The sequence below is a fragment of the Kitasatospora viridis genome (assembly GCF_007829815.1).
In the GTDB taxonomy this organism is placed as follows: domain Bacteria; phylum Actinomycetota; class Actinomycetes; order Streptomycetales; family Streptomycetaceae; genus Kitasatospora; species Kitasatospora viridis.
Genome location: NZ_VIWT01000001.1, coordinates 2,987,878 through 3,002,469 on the forward strand (window position 1 = coordinate 2,987,878; position 14,592 = coordinate 3,002,469).

Genomic DNA, 14,592 nt, shown 5'->3' on the forward strand with positions numbered 1-14,592 from the left:
CCCGGTGGCGCGCGGTCGGTTGACCCTCCTGAGCGGGGAAGCATATGAAGGAGGTATGACGAAGCCGCTGAACGAACGGCCCGAGCACGAGCCGTACCAGGGATCGAACGGACCGAGGGGCGGGACCGAGGAGCCGCAGGTGCTGATCGTCGGCCCGGACGGCCTGGCGGTCGGCGGCGGCCGGGTGCGGTCGGACGAGGACGGCGAGCACCGCGAGCTGCCGGTGACCGAGATGGTCGAGCAGCCCGCCAAGGTGATGCGGATCGGCAGCATGATCAAGCAGCTGCTGGAGGAGGTCCGGGCGGCGCCCCTCGACGAGGCCAGCCGGGTGCGGCTGCGGGACATCCACGCCAGCTCGATCAAGGAGCTGGAGAAGGGCCTGGCGCCCGAGCTGGTCGAGGAGCTGGAGCGGCTCTCGCTGCCGTTCACCGACGACGGCATCCCGACCGAGGCGGAGCTGCGGATCGCCCAGGCCCAGCTGGTCGGCTGGTTGGAGGGCCTGTTCCACGGCATCCAGACCGCGCTGTTCGCCCAGCAGATGGCCGCCCGGGCCCAGCTGGAGCAGATGCGCCGGGCGCTGCCGCCCGGCGCGCTCGGCGAGGCCGACGGGGACGACCCGGGCGAGGGCCGCGGAATCCGTTCGGGCCCGTACCTGTAAGCAGTCCCGGGGGCACGGGGGCTGACCACCGCTCAGCCCCGTGCCCCGGCAGGCCCCGACGGCACGCGGTGCCGATACCCTGGCGCCGGACATCCATCACCCACGTCTGAAATCACCACGTCGCGGGGCGGCCGATCCGGGCCGCGCCGAGGGGGAAGCAGAGGACCATGAGCGAGGACGGCAGCACCGGAGTGGACCAGCCGCAGGCGCAGCTCCACTCGCTGGGCAACGGCCGGTACGTCCTGCAGCACCTGCTGGGTCAGGGCGGCATGGCCTCGGTCCACCTGGCCCACGACAACGTGCTCGGCCGTCCGGTCGCGATCAAGACGCTGCACACCGAGCTCGGCCGCGAGGCCTCGTTCCGCGAGCGGTTCCGCCGCGAGGCGCAGGCCGTGGCCCGGCTCCAGCACACCAACATCGTCACCGTCTACGACAGCGGCGAGGAGCTCACCCAGGACGGCGGGACCGTCCCGTACATCGTGATGGAGTACGTCGAGGGCCACTCGCTGCGCGACGTGCTCAACCAGGCGATCTCCGAGCACGGCGCGATGCCCACCGAGCAGGCGCTGAGCATCACCGCCGCGGTGCTGGCCGCGCTGGACGTCTCGCACGACCAGGGCCTGGTGCACCGCGACATCAAGCCGGGCAACGTCATGGTGAACACCAAGGGCGTCGTCAAGGTGATGGACTTCGGCATCGCCCGGGCGATGCAGTCCGGCGTCACCTCGATGACCCAGACCGGCATGGTGGTCGGCACCCCGCAGTACCTGTCGCCGGAGCAGGCGCTGGGCAAGAGCGTGGACGCCCGCTCCGACCTCTACTCGGTCGGCTGCATGCTCTTCGAGCTGCTCACCGGCCAGCTGCCGTTCGACGGGGACTCGCCGTTCTCGATCGCCTACAAGCACGTGCAGGAGGAGCCGCCGGCCCCGTCCTCGCTGAACCGCGCCGTCACCCCGGCGGTGGACGCGCTGGTCGCCCGGGCGCTGCGCAAGGACCCGGGGCACCGGTTCCCGACCGCCGAGACGATGCGCGAGGAGGTCGAGCGGGTCGCGGCCGGCGAGAAGTCGGGCGCCGCGCCGCTGATGGCCACCCCGCTGGTGATCGGCGAGGGCCCGCGGTCCGCGCACTCCTCCGGGCTGAAGAACTTCCCGCCGGTGAACGGGGACATCAACACCCCGGCCCCGCAGGTGCAGACGCCCTACCAGCCGCCGCAGGCGCCGCCGTACGGTCCGCAGACCCCGCCGCCGGCGCAGTACCCGACCCCGATGCCGCAGCAGCAGTACCAGACGCCGGCCCCGGGCCCGTACCAGACCCCGCCGCCGCAGCCGCAGTTCCAGACCCCGCCGCCGGCCTTCCAGCAGCCGCCCGCCCCGATGTCCATGCAGATGCCGGTGCAGCAGCCGAACTTCGCGCCGGTCAAGAGCAGCGGGAACAGCGGGTGCTCGACGGCACTGGTGGTGGTCGGCGTGGTGATCGGCCTGATCGTGCTGATCATCATCATCATCGCCATCGTGATCAGCAAGAACACCGACACCACCAGCCTGCCGGCGTTCCCGGCGCACACCGTGACCGCGCAGCTGTCGCAGCTGTTGCCAGGGCAGTCCCAGGTCTGATCCGGGCGGGCCGGCGGCCCGCGCAGCCGTCCCGGGCCCACGTCGGCATTCGGGGCGGCGGGCCCGGAGGCGGTAGCGTTCTGGGAAGCGAATCGAAAGGGCGACCGCGACCAGAGCGTCGGCCCGGGGCGAGGAGTAATGGCACAGACGCAGCAGCCGGGCGACGGCGAGGAAGAGCGCGAGCCCTTCACCGGGCAGGGGCCGCAGGCGGACCCCGACGACGCGCTCACCCGCGAGACGCCTCTGCCAACCGGTGCCGAGGAGACCACCGCCGCCAGGGCGGCGGGCCAGCCGGGCGGCGAGCCGTACGGCGGCCCGGCGACCCCGGGCCGGGGCACCGCCGCCGCGCTCGGCACCCTGGGCGACGGCCGCTACCGGCTGACCCACCGGCTGGGCCGGGGCGGCATGGCCGAGGTGCTGGCCGCCCAGGACATCCGGCTCGGCCGCACCGTGGCGGTCAAGCTGCTCCGCGCCGAGCTGGCCCAGGACGACATCGCCCGCCAGCGCTTCACCCGCGAGGCGCACTCGGTCGCCTCGCTCAACCACCACTCGATCGTCGCCGTCTACGACACCGGCGAGGAGATGGTCGGGGCCGAGTCGACCCCGTACATCGTGATGGAGCTGGTCGAGGGCCGGACCGTCCGCGAGCTGCTGGTGGGCGAGCAGGAACCGCCGGTGGACCAGGCGCTGATCATCATCGCCGGGGTGCTGGAGGCGCTGGACTACAGCCACCGGCACGGCATCGTGCACCGCGACATCAAGCCGGCCAACGTGATCATCACGACCGCCGGCGCGGTCAAGGTGATGGACTTCGGCATCGCCCGGGCGCTGGCCGGCGGGGCCACCACCATGACCCAGACCGGCATGGTGATGGGCACCCCGCAGTACCTGTCGCCGGAGCAGGCGCTGGGCAAGCCGGTGGACCACCGCTCCGACCTGTACGCGGCCGGCTGCATGCTCTACGAGCTGCTGACGCTGCGTCCGCCGTTCGTCGGCGACACCCCGCTGGCCGTGGTCTACCAGCACGTCCAGGACCCGCCGGTGCCGCCCTCGCGGGTGCACAACCGGGTGCCGTGGCAGCTGGACGACCTGGTGCTGCGCTCGCTCGCGAAGAACCCGGACGAGCGGTTCCAGAGCGCCGACGAGTTCCGCGCCCACGTGCAGCACGCGCTGCGCGAGATGCACGCGGCCGGCTCCAACTACCCGACCACGGTGCTGGGCACCGGCACCCCGCCCGGCGGCATCGCCGCCACGGCGGCCACCACGATCCTGGGCGGCGTGGGCGACCGCACCGCCGTGCTGCCGCACGGCTCGGGCGGCTACCAGACCCCGGCCGCCCCGTACCAGGGCGGCGGCGGCCCGCACGGCGGTGGTGGCGGCTACGGCGGCGGTGACGGGGACGGCTACGACGGCGGGTACGACGACGGCTACCACGAGCCGCAGCCGCGCGGCCGGCGCAAGGCGCTGGCCTGGGGGCTCGGCGCGCTGCTGCTCGCCGCGGCCGGCATCGGCATCGCGGTGGCCGCGAACGGCGGCGGCAGCACCGGCGGCACCCCGGCCGCGCCCGGCGCCTCCAGCTCGGCCCCGCAGTCGCCGACCGACGAGCCGACCTCGTCGAGCCCGAGCCCGGTGATCACCCCGTCGCCCAGCCGCGCCAGCCACGCGCCGTCGTACACTCCGACCGACGGCGGGCAGCAGACCTACCAGACCTCCCGGCCGGGGCGCTCCAGCTCGCCGAGCGCCAGCGCCAGCGGCTCGCCCAGCGCCAGCGGTTCGGGCTCGCCGAGCGCCAGCGGCGGGGCCTCGCCGAGCGGCGAGACGACGGACTCGCCGACCTCCGGCCACAGCACCGCGCCGCCGCCCAGCCCGAGCACCAAGCCGAGCGGCCTGCCCACGCTGGGCTGACGGCGGCTCAGTTCACGAACGCGTCGAGGACCTGCTCGTACTCCTGGCACCACCAGACCGTCTGGGCGGCGGCGGCCGGGAAGAGCGGGTCCGCGCGCGGGTCGTCGCGCTGGTAGCGCCAGCGCAGCATCCAGAAGTCGTTCAGCCGCTCCCACCAGACCCGGTGCACGGCCAGCGCCAGCTCCTCGGCCGGGGCGCCGGCCGCCGAGCGGTAGCCGCGGGCGTAGCGGCGCACCCGGGCCAGGTCCAGCTCGCCGGTGACCGGGTGGTTGAAGACCAGCGTGGCGGCCCGCACCACCTCCTCGGCCACCGGCCGCACCCGCAGCCGGTCCCAGTCCAGCACCGCGCTCACCCGGCCGCCCAGGTGCAGCAGGTTCAGGCCGTGGAAGTCGCCGTGCACCCAGCCGGAGCGGCCGATCGCGGTGGGCGCCGGGCGGCGGTGCCGGTGGGTGACCAGCAGGTCCAGCCGCTCGGCCAGCCGGCGCTCGGCCAGCCGGTCGAAGGCGCAGTACCGGCGGTGCCCGGCGGCCAGCCCGCGCAGTTCGGCGATCAGCGCGGCGGTGGCCCGCGGGTCGGCGCTCGGCAGTGCGACCGGCTGCACCACCGGGGCGCACTCCTCGGCCAGTGCGCCGTGCAGCCGGGCGAGGAGTGCGCCGAGCTCGGCGCACTCCTCGCCGGTCAGCTCCGCCCCGGCGCGGTGCCGGCCGGGCACCCAGGCGTAGAGCGCGAACCGGCGGCCGAGCAGCTGGTTGACGGTGCGTCCGGCGCGGTCGGCCAGCGGCGGCGGCACCGGCAGCCCGCGGGCCGCCAGCCGGACGGTGGCCCGGTGCTGGGCGGCGATCGCGGCCGGGGCGGCGGTGCTCTGGTCCACGTAGCACTTGAGGAAGTAGCGGCCGGTGCCGGTGGTGATCCGCCAGCAGCGGTTGAGCAGGCCCTCGGCCACCGGTTCGACGTCCAGCACCGGCCCGGTCCGGTAGCGGGCCAGCACCCTGGCGATGGCCCAGTCGGGGACCGGTGGGCTGAGCGTGCCGACCGGTGGGGCGGCGGCGTCGGGGCCGTCGATCTCGACGAACCCGTCGGCCTCCGCGAGGATCTGACTCTCTGTCACGTGCCGTGATCGTAGCGCCGCTGGATGAGTGCGGGCGGCTTGGCGGATTGTATTCGCCCACTGACCGATCGGTGGCTCAGTGCTGCTGTTCCGTGCCCAGTCGTGCGACATAGGCGGCCGCCTGGGTGCGCCGTTCCATGCCGAGCTTGGCCAGCAGGCTGGACACGTAGTTCTTCACGGTCTTCTCCGCCAGGTGCAGCTCGTTGCCGATCTGACGGTTCGTCATGCCCTCGCCGATCAGGTCCAGGATCCGCCGCTCCTGCCGGGTCAGCTGGGCCAGCTTCTCGTCCTCCGGCTCGCCGCCGGTGCGCAGCCGCTCCAGCACCCGGGAGGTGGCCACCGGGTCGAGCAGCGACTTCCCGGCCGCCACGTCGCGCACCGCGGAGAGCAGGTCGGTGCCGCGGATCGCCTTGAGCACGTAGCCGGAGGCGCCGGCCATGATGGAGTCGAAGAGCGCCTCGTCGTCGGAGAACGAGGTGAGCATCAGGCAGCGGATCCGCGGGTCCGCGGAGCGCACCTCGCGGCAGACCTCCACGCCGTTGCCGTCCGGCAGCCGCACGTCGAGCACCGCCACGTCGGGCCGCACCGCCGGGATCCGGCTGAGCGCCTCGGCGGCCGTGCCGGCCTCGCCGACCACTTCGATGTCGTCCTCGCCGGACAGCAGTTCGTGGACGCCGCGTCGGACCACCTCGTGGTCATCGAGGAGAAAAACCCTGATTCGTCCGTTTTTGCTCATTGTCGAATGCTCCCATAACCAGACAGTCACGGCGCCATCACCGCACTCCCGGTCCGCACAATCTGTCCGGTCAACCCCCTTACGCGGAGCGCCCCGCCCGGATAGCGTGCGCTGGTGTCCTGACGAGCCCCACCGGGAGGCTGCTCCATGCCCGGGTTCGGCCCAGCCCGGTCGGAACAAGTAGGACGTCCTAGCGCAGGCGCGCCGAACGCGCTCGCTGGGTAACGTTCTCGTGGGAAGCCGTCGGAAAAGGATCACCACCCGTCTCGCCATCGGCCGCACACCCAGCGCGCCGAGCGGAACGGGTGACCGGACCGGCACCGGCGACCCCGGGCGGCCGGACAGACCGAGGAGTGAACGTGACCGTCAAAAGCACGTCGAGGGCGCGCAAGAAGGCCGCCCCCGGCGTCCCCGACAGCCTCCGCACGGGGCAGGACGCCCCCGCCGAGCTCGTCCAACTGCTCACGCCCGAGGGCGAGCGGGTCGAGAACCCGGAGTTCCCGCTGACCGTCACGCCCGAGGAGCTGCGGGCGCTCTACCGCGACCTGGTGCTGGTGCGCCGGTTCGACGGCGAGGCGACCGCGCTGCAGCGGCAGGGCGAGCTGGGCCTGTGGGCCTCGTTGCTCGGCCAGGAGGCGGCCCAGGTCGGCAGCGGCCGCGCGATGCGGGAGAACGACTACGCCTTCCCCACCTACCGCGAGCACGGCGTCGCCTGGTGCCGCGGGGTGGACCCGCTCAACCTGCTCGGGATGTTCCGCGGGGTCAACCACGGTGGCTGGGACCCGAACGAGAAGAACTTCCACCTCTACACCATCGTGATCGGCTCGCAGACCCTGCACGCGACCGGCTACGCGATGGGCATCACCAAGGACGGCGCGGAGGACGCGGTGATCGCCTACTTCGGCGACGGCGCCTCCAGCCAGGGCGACGTCAACGAGGCCTTCACCTTCGCCTCGGTCTACAACGCCCCGGTGGTCTTCTTCTGCCAGAACAACCAGTGGGCGATCTCCGAGCCCACCACCACCCAGACCCGGATCCCGCTCTACCGCCGCGCCGCCGGCTTCGGCTTCCCGGGCGTGCGGGTGGACGGCAACGACGTGCTGGCCTGCCTCGCGGTCACCCGCTGGGCGCTGGACCGGGCCCGCAGCGGCTCCGGCCCGGTGCTGATCGAGGCGTTCACCTACCGGATGGGCGCGCACACCACCTCGGACGACCCCACCCGCTACCGCAGCAGCGAGGAGACCGAGGCCTGGAAGGCCAAGGACCCGATCTCCCGGCTGCGCGCCCACCTGGAGCGCGAGGGCCTGGCGGACGAGGAGTTCTTCGCCGCGGTCGACGCCGAGAGCGAGGCCCTGGGCCTGCGGGTGCGCGAGGGCGTCCGGTCGATGCCGGACCCGGACCCGACCCTGATCTTCGACCACGTCTACGCCGAGCCGCACGCCCTGGTGGCCGAGGAGCGGGCCGAGTACGTGGCGTACGCGCAGTCCTTCGAGGGTGGGGAGTAGCCCTAGATGTCCAAGCTCAGCATGTCGAAGGCGATCAACGAGGGACTGCGCAGCTGTCTGGAGGCCGACCCCAAGACCCTGGTCATGGGGGAGGACGTCGGCAAGCTCGGCGGTGTCTTCCGGGTGACCGACGGTCTGCAGAAGGACTTCGGCGAGGACCGGGTGATCGACACCCCGCTCGCCGAGTCCGGCATCGTCGGCACCGCGATCGGCCTCGCGCTGCGCGGCTACCGCCCGGTCGTGGAGATCCAGTTCGACGGCTTCGTGTACCCGGCCTTCGACCAGATCGTCACCCAGCTGGCCAAGATGCACGCCCGCGCGCTCGGGCACGTCAAGATGCCGGTCACCATCCGGATCCCCTACGCGGGTGGTATCGGCGCCGTCGAGCACCACAGCGAGTCGCACGAGGCCTACTTCGCGCACACCGCCGGCCTGCGGGTGGTCACCCCGTCCAACCCGGACGACGCGTACTGGATGCTCCGGCAGTCGGTGGAGTCCGACGATCCGGTGATCTTCCTGGAGCCGAAGGCCCGCTACTGGGACAAGGCCGAGATCAGCGCCGCCCCGGCGCTCGACCTGCACGCCGCCAAGGTGGTCCGCCCCGGCACCGACCTGACCCTGCTGGCCTACGGCCCGACGGTGAAGACCTGCCTGGAGGCCGCCGCGGCGGCCGAGCAGGACGGCCACCGCCTTGAGGTGGTGGACCTGCGCTCGCTCTCCCCGATCGACTTCCCGACGCTGGCCGCCTCCATCAAGCGGACCGGCCGGGCCGTCGTGGTGCACGAGGCGCCGGTCTTCATGGGCATGGGCGCCGAGCTCGCCGCCCGGCTGACCGAGCAGTGCTTCTACCACCTGGAGGCCCCGGTGCTGCGGGTCGGCGGCTACTACGCGCCGTACCCGCCGTCCCGGGTCGAGGAGCAGTTCCTGCCGGACCTGGACCGCGTGCTCGACGCGGTCGACCGCGCCCTGGCGTTCTGAGAGGAGTGAGTCCATGACCACCGAAGTGCGCTCACTCCGTGAGTTCAAGATGCCGGACGTCGGCGAGGGCCTGACCGAGGCCGAGATCCTCAAGTGGTACGTCCAGCCCGGCGACACCGTGACGGACGGTCAGGTCGTCTGCGAGGTCGAGACCGCGAAGGCCGCCGTCGAGCTGCCGATCCCCTACAACGGGGTGGTCGAGGCGCTGCACTTCCCGGAGGGGACCACGGTCGACGTGGGCACGGCGATCATCGCGGTCGCGGTGGCCGGTGCGCCGGGCGAGGCTCCGGCCGCGCCGGCCGCCGCCCCGGTGGCCCCGGCACCCGCCGCGGAGGAGGCCGAGCCGGCCAAGCGCGAGCCCGTGCTGGTCGGCTACGGCCCGCGCACCGGCACCGCCCAGCGCCGGGCCCGCCGGACCACCGCCGCCGCGCCGGCCGCCCCGGTCGCGCCCGCGGCTGCGGCGCCCGCACCCGTCGCCCCGGCCGCGCCGGTCGCGGCCGTGCCGGTGACCGGTGAGCGCCCGCTGGCCAAGCCGCCGGTGCGCAAGCTGGCCAAGGACCTCGGCGTCGACCTGGCGACCGTGGTGCCGACCGGCAAGGACGGCGTGATCACCCGCGAGGACGTGCACGCGGCCGCCGCCCCGGCCCCCGCCCTGCCGGCCCCCGTCGCCGCCGCGGTCGAGGCCGCGCCGGTCGAGGCGGCGCCGCCGCCGGCCACCGGCCTGGACGTGCGGATCCCGGTCAAGGGCGTGCGCAAGGCCACCGCCCAGGCGATGGTCGCCTCGGCCTTCACCGCGCCGCACGTCACCGAGTTCGTCCAGGTCGACGTGACCCGGACGATGAAGCTGGTGCGCGAGCTCAAGGAGAGCGGCGAGCTGGGCCCCGGCGTGCGGGTCTCCCCGCTGCTGCTGGTCGCCAAGGCGCTGCTCACCGCGGTGCGGCGCTACCCGGAGATCAACGCGGCCTGGGACGAGGCCAACCAGGAGATCGTGGTCAAGGGCCAGGTGAACCTGGGCATCGCGGCGGCCACCCCGCGCGGCCTGATCGTGCCGAACATCAAGAACGCCGGCGCGCTCACCCTGCCCGCCCTGGCCACCGAGCTGGGCGCGCTGATCGACACCGCGCGGCAGGGCAAGACCTCGCCCGCGGCGATGTCCGGCGGCACCGTCACGATCACCAACGTCGGCGTCTTCGGCGTGGACACCGGCACCCCGATCCTGAACCCGGGCGAGGCCGCGATCCTGGCATTCGGCCAGGTGCGGGAGCTGCCCTGGGTGCACAAGGGCCGGGTCGTGCCGCGGCTGGTGACCACCCTGGCGCTCTCCTTCGACCACCGGCTGGTCGACGGCGAGCTGGGCTCCAAGGTGCTGGCCGACACGGCCGCCGTGCTGGAGAAGCCCAAGAAGCTGATCACCTGGGGCTGACGAGTCCCGGGCCGGGCGGCCCCGGGCGGGTTCGGGAGACCGGGCCGGCCCGGGGCCGTCGCCGGTTCCGGTCGGTTGGTGTGCGAAAGGGCGTTCGCGGGTCAGGCCCCGTCGTCGTTGGCCAGCCGCCGATCGGGTGAGATCTGGGGTGGAAAAGTCAGATGATCGGTGCGGCGGGGGTACCTCTGAGCAATCCCCCACCCGAGCGCCCGCCGGGTGACCGGAGCACCGAGGACCATCGGTATGACGCCTGGCAGCCCTGGCCGTCTCATCCGGAGTCTGGCCGCACTCGTCCTGCTCGCCACCGCCGTGGCGCCCGCGCTGGCCGGCTTGGCCGACCCGGAGCCGCTCGGCTCGCTCGGACTGCTCCCGGACCGCGCGCTGCCGCCCCGCGGCGGCGTCGCGCCGGCCCGGCTGCGCGGCATCGGCGCGGCCCCCACCGTGGACATACGCCGCACCGGTGACCCGGCCAACCGGATCACCCTGGTGCTGCTCGGCGACGGCTACACGGCCGCCCAGCAGGACCTCTTCCACCAACAGGCGGACCAGGCCTGGCGGGCCCTGATGGACATCGAGCCGTTCCGCAGCTACCGGGACTTCTTCAACATACGGCGGGTGGACGTGGTCTCCCCGACCTCCGGGATCGCCGAGACCGACGGCCGCGGCGCCCGCCCGGCCACCCCGCTCGGCATGCACTTCTGGTGCGAGGGCACGGCCCGGCTGCTCTGCGCCGACGAGGCCGCCACCGCCCGCTACGCCGGCCCCGGCGAGGGCCCGCAGTACCTGATCGCGCTGGCCAACTCCGTCGAGTACGGCGGGGCCGGCGGCACCGGCGTGACCACGCTGGCCGGCGGCAGCCCGGACGCCGGCCGGATCATCCAGCACGAGATCGGGCACACCGTCGGCGACCTGGGCGACGAGTACGACAGCGCGCCGACCGACACCGACTACCCCAACCTGTCCGGCGAGGGCGCCGACGCGATGCGCCGCGACCACGCCAAGTGGTGGCGCTGGCTGGGCGCGCAGTCGCCGGACGGCGGCGGCGAGGTGGGCGCCTACCGGAGCGCCAACGGGGTCTACCGCCCGACCGAGGACTCGGTGATGCGGACCCTGGGCGGCAGCTACAACCTGCCCTCCCGGGAGGCGATCCTGGAGCAGCTCTACCGCCGGGTCTCCCCGCTGGACGGCGTCGACCCGCGCCCGGGCCAGGTCAGCGGCCGACCGCGGCTGACGGTCCGTCCGCTGACCCTGGAGGGCGGCCGGCGGCTCCAGGTGCAGTGGAAGGTGGACGGGCACCCGGTGGCCTCGCAGGCCCCGGACCAGACCTGGCTGGACCCGGCGGCGCTGGGCCTGCCGGCCGGCCACCGGACCACGGTGACCGCGACGGTGCGGGACACCACCGACTGGGTGCGGGACGAGGCCTTCCGGGACCAGCACATGACCCGTACGGTGAGCTGGACGCTGGCCGGCTGAATCCGCGACCGGATCGGTATGTACCCGATAGAACCATCGAATGATGGGATGACTAATCTGGGTGCACTATGCCCGCGGACCCCGCCACCAGCTCCCCGTCCCTGCCCGCGTCCGTCCCCGCGCCCCGGCCCGCCCCCGGCCGGCTCCCCGGGACCCCGCACCCCGAGGCCGCCCTCCCGCCCGGCGGCCGGGCCGCCTGGCTGGCCTGGGGCATCGGGGTCAGCGTCTACGTCCTGGCGGTGATCCACCGCACCAGCCTCGGCGTCGCCGGGCTGGACGCCGCGCACCGGTTCTCCGTGGGCGCCTCCGCGCTCTCCGCCTTCTCCATCCTCCAGGTGCTGGTCTACGCCGCGATGCAGATCCCGGTCGGCCTGCTGGTGGACCGGTACGGTCCGCGCCGGGTGCTGCTGGCCGGCGTGCTGCTGCTCAGCGCCGGGCAGTTGGCCTTCGCCTTCAGCACCTCCTTCGGGCCCGCGCTGGCCTCCCGGGCGGTGCTCGGCTGCGGCGACGCGATGACCTTCATCAGCGTCCTGCGGATCGCCGCCCGCTGGTTCCCGGCCGCCCGCAACCCGCTGGTCGCCCAACTCACCGGCCTGGCCGGCATGGGCGGCAACCTGGTCACCACCGTGGTGCTGGCCCGGGCGCTGCACACCGAGGGCTGGACCACCACCTTCGCCGGCACGGCGCTGCTCGGGGTGGCGGTCTTCGCGCTGGTCGCGCTCTGGCTGCGGGAGGTCCCGCCGGGCCCGTCCGGGCAGCAGTCGGCGGCGCCGGTGGCGGACGGCCCGCAGCCCTCGCTGCTGGCCCGGATCCGGGAGTGCTGGCACGAGCCGGGCACCCGGCTCGGCCTGTGGGTGCACTTCACCACCCAGTTCCCCGGCAACGCCTTCTCGCTGCTCTGGGGCCTGCCCTACCTGGTGGAGGGGCAGGGCATGAGCCGCGGCGGGGCGGCCGGGCTGCTCACCCTGCTGGTGCTCAGCAACATGGCCTTCGGCCTGCTCTTCGGCCGGCTGCTCTCCCGCTCCTCGCAGGCCCGGATGCCGATCACCCTGGGCGTGATCGCCGGCACCTCGGCCAGCTGGGCGGCGGCGCTGGCCTGGCCCGGCGGGCACCCGCCGTTCTGGCTGCTTTTGCTGCTCATCGTGGCGATGGGCAGCAACGGGCCCGGCTCGCTGGTCGGCCTGGAGTACGCCCGCGCGCACAACCCGGGGCACCGGCTGGGCACCGCCTCCGGGATCGCCAACATGGGCGGCTTCGTGGCCACCATGCTGACCCTGCTCGGCGTCGGGCTGCTGCTGGACGCGGTCTCCGGCGGCGCCGAGACCTACTCGGCCGGCGCCTTCCGGATCGCCTTCTGCTGGCTCGCGGTGCCGATGGCGGTCGGCACCGCGATGGTGCTGCGGCTGCACCGCCAGGTCGGGCGGGCCGCCGCTACGGCATGACCGAGAACTTCGCCAGGATCCGCTCGGCCAGCTCCTGGTCGCCGTCCACCCGCAGCCGGCCCGCGGGCAGCCCGTCGGCCCGGACCCGGCCGGTGGCCAGGCGCAGGTAGGTCTCCCAGTCGGTGCTGAACCGCACGTCCGGGCCCAGGGTGATCCGGTCGTCGATCGAGCCGCGACCGTCCTGGTCGACCCGGACGGTGCGCAGGAACTCCAGCGGGCCGCCGACGTCGAGGGCGACGGTGGTGCCGGCCGGCGCGCCGGCGCTCTTGGCGACCACCCGGGGCAGGCCGGCCAGCAGCACGTCGCGGGTGATCGGGGCGCCGGGGGAGTCCAGGTTGCCGGACAGCCCGAGGGCCCGCCGCAGGTCCTGCTCGTGCACCCAGAGGTCCATCGCCCGCAGCTGCAGCAGCCGCTGGTAGGGCACCTGGTAGGCGCCCGGGCCGAGCGGCATGGCGACCGGGTCGTCCGCTCCGGTGGTGGCGTTGCGCAGCGACCGGGCGCGGCGGATGATCACGTACTCCAGCTCGGCCGTCATCTCCGGCGAGGTGTGGCAACGGCGCTTGTCGACCGGGAGTTCGAGGTAGCGGGAGACGTCGTCCTTGACGTGGAAGAGGTCGCTCGGGAGCGAGTGGATCGGGCGCGGATCGCCGAGCAGTTCCGACTCGACGCCGATCACGTGCGACACGACGTCGCGCACCGACCAGCCGGGCAGTTCGGTCGCCCGGTTCCACGAGTCGGAGGGCAGCGCCGCCAACAGCTCGGATATGGCCTCGATGGCGTGCGTCCAGGCATCCGTGTAGGTCTGGACGACCTGATTGTCGGTCACAGTGTCCTTTTTTCTTCCGCTCCGGCGATCCCCACCGCACGTTACGCTGCCTGGTGAGAGCAGGGCAGCGCTTTCGGGTGACGATCGTAGGTCTCTTGACGTGGACGGTGGTAGTGTGCGCGCCTCTTTGATCCAACTCTCCGTTTCCGACGCCGAACCGGTGGCCGAGCGGCGGGCCCGCGCGGACGCGCTGGTGCGCGCCCAGCGGGGTGCCGACCTGGTGGTCCTGCCGGAGCTCTGGGCGCTCGGCGGGTTCGCCTATGACGCCTGGTCAGCCGGGGCCGAGCCGCTGGACGGCCCGACCGCCGAGCTGATGGCGCGGGCCGCCAAGGACATCGGTGCCTGGCTGCACGCCGGCTCGATCGTCGAGCGCGATCCGGACGGGCCGGTCTACAACACCTCCTTGGTCTTCTCCCCCGGTGGAGACCTGGTGCAGACCTACCGGAAGATCCACCGCTTCGGCTTCGACAGCGGCGAGGCGGTGGCGATGGGGGCCGGCCAGGAGATCGTCACGGCCGGCACCGAGTTCGCCACCCTGGGCCTGGCCACCTGCTACGACCTGCGCTTCCCGGAGCTCTTCCGGGCGCTGCTGGACGCCGGCGCCGAGCTGATGGTGGTGCCCGCCGCCTGGCCGGCCCGCCGGCGCGAGCACTGGAGCCTGCTGGCCCGGGCCCGCGCGGTGGAGGAGCAGGCCTTCGTGCTGGCCTGCAACACCGCGGGCACCCACGCCGGCGTCGAACAGGCGGGCTACAGCGTGGTGGTGGACCCCTGGGGCACCGTGCTGGCCGAGGCCGGCCCGGACGAGGAGGTGCTCACGGTGGAGTTCGACCCGGCGGAGGTGGCCCGGGCGCGCGCCGAGTTCCCGGTGCTCCGGGACCGCCTGCTGGGCATCCCGGCCCCGGCCCAGCGGCGCTGACCCGCTCCG

At 73.7% G+C, this 14,592-nt stretch carries 12 protein-coding genes; 9 read left to right on the plus strand and 3 right to left on the minus strand.

Translation table 11 applies throughout. From position 1 onward, the window contains the following. Positions 1–55 precede the first annotated feature (55 nt). The 3 genes from FHX73_RS13345 to FHX73_RS13355 all read left to right on the plus strand — a co-directional run bounded on the left by FHX73_RS13345 (position 56) and on the right by FHX73_RS13355 (position 4,176). On the plus strand, positions 56–658 hold the full coding sequence (locus tag FHX73_RS13345; protein ID WP_145905217.1) for a bacterial proteasome activator family protein: 603 nt from the start codon (positions 56–58) through the stop codon (positions 656–658). A 167-nt stretch (positions 659–825) separates the two neighbouring features. Then, a complete protein-coding gene (locus FHX73_RS13350; RefSeq protein WP_145905218.1) occupies positions 826–2,271 on the plus strand; it encodes a protein kinase domain-containing protein in 1,446 nt (481 codons plus the stop codon). Positions 2,272–2,409: 138 nt separating this feature from the next. Further along, complete coding sequence (locus tag FHX73_RS13355) at positions 2,410–4,176, plus strand: protein kinase domain-containing protein (protein WP_145905219.1); 1,767 nt, start codon at positions 2,410–2,412, stop codon at positions 4,174–4,176. A 7-nt stretch (positions 4,177–4,183) separates the two neighbouring features. Here FHX73_RS13355 and FHX73_RS13360 read toward each other — a convergent pair whose 3' ends face one another. Beyond that, positions 4,184–5,284, minus strand: coding sequence for a phosphotransferase (locus tag FHX73_RS13360; protein ID WP_246213503.1), 1,101 nt, complete (start codon positions 5,282–5,284; stop codon positions 4,184–4,186). A gap of 76 nt (positions 5,285–5,360) precedes the next feature. After that, positions 5,361–6,020 (minus strand): response regulator, encoded by a 660-nt coding sequence (locus FHX73_RS13365; protein WP_145905221.1) that lies wholly within the window; start codon positions 6,018–6,020, stop codon positions 5,361–5,363. A gap of 359 nt (positions 6,021–6,379) precedes the next feature. On the opposite strand from FHX73_RS13365, the gene pdhA reads away from it, so the two are divergent. From pdhA to FHX73_RS13390, 5 genes are all read left to right on the plus strand, one after another. Next, positions 6,380–7,525 carry a pyruvate dehydrogenase (acetyl-transferring) E1 component subunit alpha gene (pdhA, locus tag FHX73_RS13370; RefSeq protein ID WP_425461380.1) on the plus strand — a complete coding sequence of 382 codons (1,146 nt, stop codon included), beginning with the start codon at positions 6,380–6,382 and terminating at the stop codon, positions 7,523–7,525. A 6-nt stretch (positions 7,526–7,531) separates the two neighbouring features. Continuing rightward, positions 7,532–8,503 (plus strand): alpha-ketoacid dehydrogenase subunit beta, encoded by a 972-nt coding sequence (locus FHX73_RS13375; RefSeq protein ID WP_145905223.1) that lies wholly within the window; start codon positions 7,532–7,534, stop codon positions 8,501–8,503. A gap of 13 nt (positions 8,504–8,516) precedes the next feature. Beyond that, complete coding sequence (locus FHX73_RS13380; protein WP_145905224.1) at positions 8,517–9,926, plus strand: dihydrolipoamide acetyltransferase family protein; 1,410 nt, start codon at positions 8,517–8,519, stop codon at positions 9,924–9,926. Between the two features lie 243 nt (positions 9,927–10,169). Beyond that, on the plus strand, positions 10,170–11,399 hold the full coding sequence (locus FHX73_RS13385) for a M64 family metallopeptidase (RefSeq protein WP_145905225.1): 1,230 nt from the start codon (positions 10,170–10,172) through the stop codon (positions 11,397–11,399). 68 nt (positions 11,400–11,467) lie between these two features. Further along, positions 11,468–12,841 carry an MFS transporter gene (locus tag FHX73_RS13390; protein ID WP_145905226.1) on the plus strand — a complete coding sequence of 458 codons (1,374 nt, stop codon included), beginning with the start codon at positions 11,468–11,470 and terminating at the stop codon, positions 12,839–12,841. Here the strand turns inward: FHX73_RS13390 and FHX73_RS13395 are convergent. Further along, positions 12,831–13,667: a maleylpyruvate isomerase family mycothiol-dependent enzyme gene (locus FHX73_RS13395; protein ID WP_145905227.1), complete on the minus strand. Its 837-nt coding sequence runs from the start codon at positions 13,665–13,667 to the stop codon at positions 12,831–12,833. The two genes, FHX73_RS13390 and FHX73_RS13395, sit on opposite strands and share 11 nt — an antisense overlap. Before the next feature lie 115 nt (positions 13,668–13,782). Between FHX73_RS13395 and FHX73_RS13400 the strand changes: the two genes are divergently transcribed. Next, positions 13,783–14,583: a carbon-nitrogen family hydrolase gene (locus FHX73_RS13400; protein ID WP_145905228.1), complete on the plus strand. Its 801-nt coding sequence runs from the start codon at positions 13,783–13,785 to the stop codon at positions 14,581–14,583. Positions 14,584–14,592: the final 9 nt, after the last annotated feature.

What these genes read in the sequence shown, in the direction of transcription:
- FHX73_RS13345 (WP_145905217.1), top strand. Translation starts at nt 56, where the DNA reads ATGACGAAGCCGCTGAACGAACGGCCCGAGCACGAGCCGTACCAGGGA.
- FHX73_RS13350 (WP_145905218.1), top strand. Translation starts at nt 826, where the DNA reads ATGAGCGAGGACGGCAGCACCGGAGTGGACCAGCCGCAGGCGCAGCTC.
- FHX73_RS13355 (WP_145905219.1), top strand. Translation starts at nt 2,410, where the DNA reads ATGGCACAGACGCAGCAGCCGGGCGACGGCGAGGAAGAGCGCGAGCCC.
- FHX73_RS13365 (WP_145905221.1), bottom strand. Translation starts at nt 6,020, where the DNA reads ATGAGCAAAAACGGACGAATCAGGGTTTTTCTCCTCGATGACCACGAG.
- FHX73_RS13375 (WP_145905223.1), top strand. Translation starts at nt 7,532, where the DNA reads ATGTCCAAGCTCAGCATGTCGAAGGCGATCAACGAGGGACTGCGCAGC.
- FHX73_RS13380 (WP_145905224.1), top strand. Translation starts at nt 8,517, where the DNA reads ATGACCACCGAAGTGCGCTCACTCCGTGAGTTCAAGATGCCGGACGTC.
- FHX73_RS13385 (WP_145905225.1), top strand. Translation starts at nt 10,170, where the DNA reads ATGACGCCTGGCAGCCCTGGCCGTCTCATCCGGAGTCTGGCCGCACTC.
- FHX73_RS13390 (WP_145905226.1), top strand. Translation starts at nt 11,468, where the DNA reads ATGCCCGCGGACCCCGCCACCAGCTCCCCGTCCCTGCCCGCGTCCGTC.